Source organism: Lysobacter antibioticus, assembly GCF_001442535.1.
In the GTDB taxonomy this organism is placed as follows: domain Bacteria; phylum Pseudomonadota; class Gammaproteobacteria; order Xanthomonadales; family Xanthomonadaceae; genus Lysobacter; species Lysobacter antibioticus.
On record NZ_CP013141.1, the window covers coordinates 5,714,780 to 5,721,193 of the forward strand.

General features: G+C 67.6%; 1 protein-coding gene (running past both ends of the window). It reads right to left on the minus strand.

Every position in this 6,414-nt window falls within one protein-coding gene, locus GLA29479_RS23115, for an autotransporter-associated beta strand repeat-containing protein (protein ID WP_057972991.1), read on the minus strand. The gene is 6,438 nt long; 16 of those nucleotides lie to the left of the window and 8 to its right, leaving coding positions 9-6,422 in view — codons 3 (partial) to 2,141 (partial); reading right to left, the first codon wholly in view occupies nucleotides 6,411-6,413. Both codon boundaries (start and stop) fall beyond the window edges.

Below are 6,414 nucleotides of genomic sequence, written 5' to 3' on the forward strand. Positions count from 1 at the left end.
CGCCGGACGAAACCGGAAAAGTTGCCGTCGACGTTCAAGGTCGCGCCGTTGGCGACCGTGGTGGTGATCACGCCGCTGACGCTGCCGGCGGCACCGACGTCGAGCGTGCCGCCGTCGACGTTGACGGTGGTGAAGTCCGACGCGGCCGGGCCGTCGATGTTCAAGGTGCCGGTGTTGGTCTTGGTCAGGGTCTCGAAGTTGGTGGCGCCGCCGAGGGTCGCGGTGCCGGCGTAATCCGCGGTCAGGGTGTCGATGCCGGCGCCGCCGTCGATCGGCGTGGCCAGGCCGCTCATGTCGGCGCCGTCCTGCAGAATCAGGTGGTCGTCGCCGTCGAGCATGTCGATGACGCTGGAACCGCTGACGTTGCCGGCGACCGTGAAGCTGTCGGCGCCCAAGGTGAAGCCGAACGCGCCGTCGACCACCAGACGGGCGCCGTTGGCCACGGTGGCGGTGTTGACGCCGCTGACGCTGCCGCCGACACCGATGTCGAGGGTGCCGCCGTCGACGTTGACCGTGCTGAAGTTCGACGCGGCCGGGCCGTCGATGTTCAAGGTGCCGGTGTTGGTCTTGGTCAGGGTCTCGAAATTGACCGCGCCGCCCAGGGTCGCCGTGCCGGTCAGGTCGGCGACGAAGGTGTCGGTGCCGGTGCCGCCGTCGACGGCGTTGCTCAGTCCGGACAGGTCGGCGCCGTCCTGGATGGTGAACGTGTCGTCGCCGTCGAGCAGGTTCAGCACACCGGTGCCGGCGACGGTGCCGGCCACGGTGAAGCTGTCGTTGCCGGCGGTGCCCGAGTAGCTGCCATCCAGATTCAAAGCAGCGCCGCCGGCGACGGTGGTGTCCTGGGCGACGACGCTGCCGGTCGCGGCGACGTTCAAGCTGCCGGCGAGCACGTCGACGGTCAGGAAGTCCGAACTCGCCGGGCCGTTGATGTTGAGCGCGCCGACGCCGGTCTTGCTGAGTGTCTCGAAGCCCTGCACTGCACCGAGGTCGGCACTGGTCGCGATGTCGGCATTCAGCAGGTCGATGCCGGCACCGCCGACAACGAGTCCGGCGATGGCCGTGCCGTCGTGGATGCTCAAGGTATCGTCGCCGGCGCCCAGGTCGAAGACACCGCCGCCGGTATCGAGGCTGCCGGCGACGTCGAGGACGTCGCTGCCGTCGCCCAAGTTGCCGTTCGCCAGCAGAGTTCCGCCTGCGGCGACGTTGACGGTGTTGCTGCCGGCGCTGCCGGTGATCGTGGCCGCGCCGCCGCCGGCCTGGACGCTGCCGACGACGTTGAGCGTGGTGCCGTCGCCCATCGTCAGGGTCGGCGTGTCCAGGCTGCCGGCCACGCTCAGGGTGCCGCCGTTCAAGGCGGTGCCGCCGCTGAACCCGTGCGCGCCGGTGAGCACCGCTTCGCCGCCATTGTCCTTCTGCAGTATTTCGAAATTGGCGATGTCGCCGCTGTCCAAGGTCAGCAGTCCGGCGTTGTCGAGCACCACCCGGTCGTCGCCGGCATCGCCGTCGATCGGATTGACCAGCCCGGCGATATCGGCGCCGTCGCCGAGGGTCAAGGTGTCGTCGCCGCCGCACAGATTGACGCTGCCGCTGCCGCTGACCGTGCCGGACACGGTCAGGCTATCGCTTTGGTCGCCGCAGCCGAACGCGCCGTCCACGTTCAAGGTGGCGCCGGCGGCGACGGTGGCATTGAGCGAACTGCCCGGGGTCGCGACGATGCTGGCGCCCGCGTGCACGTCCATCAGGCCTTCCAGCACCTGTACCTCCTGCAGGTCGGTGGCGCCCGGGCCGGTGATGTTGAGCACGCCGGTGCCGGTCTTGGTCACGCCCTCGAAATTCAACAGCGCGCCGAGGTCGGCGCTGGTGTCGATATCGTAGGTGCGGGTGTCGTTGCCGGCGCCGCCGTCGATGGTGCCGACCACGATGGTGCCGTCATGGACCACGAAGTTGTCGTCGCCGTCGCCGAGCGCAAACACGCCGCCGCCCGTGTTTAGCGTGCCGGTCACGTCGAGCACGTCGTTGCCCGCGCCCAGGTCGCCGCTCGCCAGCAGCGTGCCGCCCGCGCCGACGATGACGCTGTTGACCCCGCCATCGCCGGTCACCGTGGCCACGGTGCCGCCGACGGCCTGCAGCGTGCCGTCCACGTTGAGCGTGGTGCCGTCGGCCAGGCCGACGGTCGGCGTCTCCAGCGTGCCGTCCACGTCCAGCGTGCCGCCGTCGATCGTCGTGCCGCCGACGAAGCTCTGGCTGCCGGTGACCGTCGCGGTGCCGGTGTTGGTTTTCTGCAACAGCTCGAAACCGTCGGTGTTGCCGCCGTCGAAGATGAGCGGGCCGGTATTGTCGAGCACCAGGGTGTCGTTGCCGCCCACGCCGCCGTTGATCGCATTGTTCAGATCGGCGCCGTCCTGCAGCACCAGGCGGTCGTCACCGCCGCACAGGTCGATGGTGCCGGTGCCCGCCACGGTGCCGGCCACTGTCATCGTGTCGCTGCCGGCGCCGCAGCCGTAGCTGCCGTCGACGAGCAAGGTCGCCCCGCTCGCCACGGTGGTGGCGAGGGGATTGCCCGGTGCCGGAACCACGCTGCCGCCCGCAGCGACGTTCAAGGTGCCTTCGGCCACGTTCACCGTGGTGAAGTCCGAGCTCATCGGCCCGTTGATGTTGAGCACGCCCGTGCCGGTCTTGCTCAGGGTCTCGAAGCCCTGCACCGCGCCGAGGTCGGCGACCGTGTCGATGTGGGTGTCGAAGGTGTCGTTGCCGGCGCCGGCCGAGACGGTACCGATGATATTCGTGTTTTCGTGGATGGTCAGGGTGTCGTCGCCGTCGCCCAGAGCGAACACGCCACCGGCGGTATCGAGCGTGCCGGCGACATCCAACACATCGTTGCCGGCGCCGAGGTCGCCATTCGCCAGCAACGTGCCGCCCGCGCCGACGCTGACCGTATTCGCGCCGGCGCTGCCGCTGATCGCGGTGGCGACGCCGCCGACACCTTGGACCAGGCCGTCGACGTTCAGTGCGGTATCGTCGCCCAGGTCGATGGTCGGCGTTTCGACGATGCCGTCGACATCCAGCGCGCCGGCGGCGACGACGACGCTGGTGTCGAAACTATGCGCACCGGTCAGCGTGGCTGTGCCGATGTTCTGCTTGAGCAAGCGCTCGAAATCGTTGACGACACCGCCATCGACGCTCAGCGCCAGGGCGTTGTCCAACACCAATTGGTCGTCGCCGCCGTTGCCGCCGCTCACGCCCAGGCCGCTGAGGGCGGCGCCGTCGCGCAAGGTCAACGTGTCATCGCCGCCCCCCAAGGTCAGGACGCCCGTGCCGGTGTCCAGGAGCCCGGCCACGGTCACGCTATCGCTGCCATCGCCAAGGTCGCCGTTGCCGATCAAGGTCGCGCCGGCGTTGACCAGGACGGTGTTGGCGCCGGCGCTGCCGGTGATCGCGGCGGCCGTTCCGCCCGCGGCCTGCACCGTGCCGTCCACGTTCAAGGTGGTGCCGTCGGACATCGCCACGGTCGGCGTGTCCAGTGCGCCGTCCACGTCCAGCGTGCCGCCCTGGATCGCGGTGCCGGCGCTGAACGCCTGGCTGCCGGTCATCGTCAGCACGCCGGTGTTCTGCTTGGTCAGCTGTTCGAAACCGGCGACGCCGGCACCGTTGAAGCTCAAGTCGGCGGCGTTGTTGATTACCAGGTTGTCGGCGCTGCCGGTGCCGGCATCGATGCCGACGCCGGCAATCGCCGCGCCATCGTTCAAGGTCAGGGTGTCGTCGCCGGCGCCCAGGTTCAGCGCGGCGGCACCGGTGTTCAATGTTCCGGTCAGGTTGACCGTATCGCTGCCGTCGCCCAGATCGCCGTTGGCCAGCAGGGTGCCGCCGGCATTGACGTTGATGGTACTGGCGCCCGCATCGCCGGTGAGCAAGGTCGCAGTAGCGCCGGCCGCTTGCACCGTGCCATCCACGTTCAAGGTGGAGGTGCCGCTCATCGTCACGGTCGGCGTGATCAGTCCGCCGTTGACGTCCAGCGTGCCGGCACTGATGGTGGTTGCGCCGACACTGTTGTTGGCCGAGGTCAGCGTGGTAGTGCCGGTGCCGATCTGGGCCAGGGTGCCGGGGCCGCTCAAGGTGCCGTTGAAGTTGAAAGTATCGCTGCGATTGATCGACAGGGTCGAGGTCGGCGAATCGATGATGACGTTGCCGGCGCCGGCATTGCCGGTGGTGCCGCCGTTGCCGATCATCAGATTGCCGTCGTTGATGACGGTGTTGCCGGTGTAGGTGTTGTTGCCGGTCAGGATCCAGGTGCCGCTGTCGTTCTTGGCCAGGGTGGTCGCGCCGGTGCCGTTGTCGCCGATGGTGCCGCCGAGCGTGTTGTTGCCGGTGTTGGTGCCGCCGAGGGCGATGGTACGTGCGGTATTGGCGCCCGACAGCGTCACCGCGCCGGTGTTGGAGAAGTTGATCGGCCCCGTGCCGGAGGATTCGATGAAGGTGACGCCAGGCGCGAGCGTGAACAAGCGGTTGGTGCTGTCGCCCGCGCCGGTGTAGCGCAAGGTCGAGCCGTTGCCGATCACCAGGTTGGAAGCGGCGCTCGACGAGGCGCCGATGCTGCTGGCCACGCCACCGTTCGCGAGTTGGTCGACGCTGAGCACGCCGCCGCTGATGGTGGTGATGCCGGTGTACGTGCTGTTGTTGTTGGTCAGCCGCCAGGTGCCGGTGTCGGTCTTGGTCAGCGAGGTGACCCCGGCGCCGTTGTTGTTCAATTGCGCGGCGAACAGGTTGTCGCCGGTATTGGTGCCGGTCAGGGTGAGCGTGCGGGCGACGTTGGTGCCGGTCAAAGTCACCGGCGCGGTCGAGGTGAACTGGATGATGCCGGTGCCTGCAGAGGCGATCGAAGCGCTGCCGCCCAGGGTGAACTGGCGATTCGTGGTTCCGCCGCTACCGACATAGTTCAACGTGCCGCCGTTGAGCACCAGATTGGCGGGATCGGACGTGGAAGCGCCGATCGAGCTGGCGACGCCACCGTCGGCCAGACAGTCCACCGACAGAAATCCGGCATTAACGATGGTAACGCCGGTATAGGTGCTGTTGCAGCCACTGAGTCTCTGGTTGCCTGCCCCGTTCTTGATCAGGTTGCCGGTGCCGGTGATCGCGCCGGCATAGGTCTGGTTCAAGCCGTCCCGGATGGTCAGGTTGCCCGTGCCCATCGCGATATTTCCCCCTAGCGCTCCGCCGCCGATCAGGGCGCCCGCGTTGGCATTGAAGTTGTTCATGTCCAGCAATACCCCGGCGGTATTGTCCAGCCAGAACGAGTTGGTGGTGCCGAAGGCCGTGGCCGAGCCGGCGCGCAAGATGCCGCCTCGAACCCGGGTGTTGCTGGTGTAGGTGTTGTTGCCGGAGAGCACCATCGTGCCGGCGTTGTCTTTGTACAACTCGCCTCCACCGACGACCTGGCCGCTGAAGCCGAGCGTCGTGCCGTTGACCACATCGATGACGCCGTAGCCCGTAAGCGTGAATCCGCGATCGATGCTGACGGTGCCGCCGGTGTAGTTGAGGTTGCCGTTACTGAAGACGAGATTGGAGGAAGCACTGCTGGACGCGCCGATGCCGCTGGCCGCGCCGCCGTTGGCCAAACAGTTGACGCTCAGGGTGGCGCCCTGCAAGGTGGTGACACCGGTATAGGTGTTGTTGCAGCCGCTGAAGGTCTGGATGCCCCCGTTAGTACGCAAAACGCCACCGGTGCCACTGATAACCCCCGCATAGGTGCCGTCGCCCCCGCCGATACGCAGCGTGGCCGAGCCGAGGGTGACGTTGCCGCCGTTGGCACCGCCGCCGACCAACGGGCCGACGAAGTTATCGAAATTGTTCAGATCCAGAGTGGCGCCGGCAGTATTGGCCAGCGTCATGGTGTTCGCGGTGTTGGGGGCGCCAAACGCCTGGGTCGAACCGGCGCGCAATACACCGGCGTTGACGGTATTGCCACCCACGTAGGTGTTGGTGCCGGCCAGCACCAACGTGCCGGCTCCCTCCTTGATCAGCTTGGTCGTGCCGGTGCCGACGGCGGTGCCGCTGATGGTCAGGGTCGTGGCCGCATTGCCGACATCGATGGTGCCTTGGCTGGTGCCCAGGGTGAAACCGCGGTTGATGCTGGTCGTCGCGCCGGTGTACTGCAGGCCGCCGCCGTTGAGCACCAGATTGGCCGATGCGCTGCTCGCCGCGCCGATGCCGCTGACCAGGCCGCCGTTGGTCAGCGTGTTCACGGACAGCGTGCCGCCACTGATCGTGGTGATGCCCTGGTAGTTGTTGCTGTCGTTGCTTAAGGTCAGGGTGCCGGCGCCGGTCTTGGTAAAGTTGGCGCCGTCGCTGCTGATGACCGGCCCGCTGAAAGTCAGATTGGCCGCTGCGTTGGTCACTTCGATCCCGCTGCCGAGA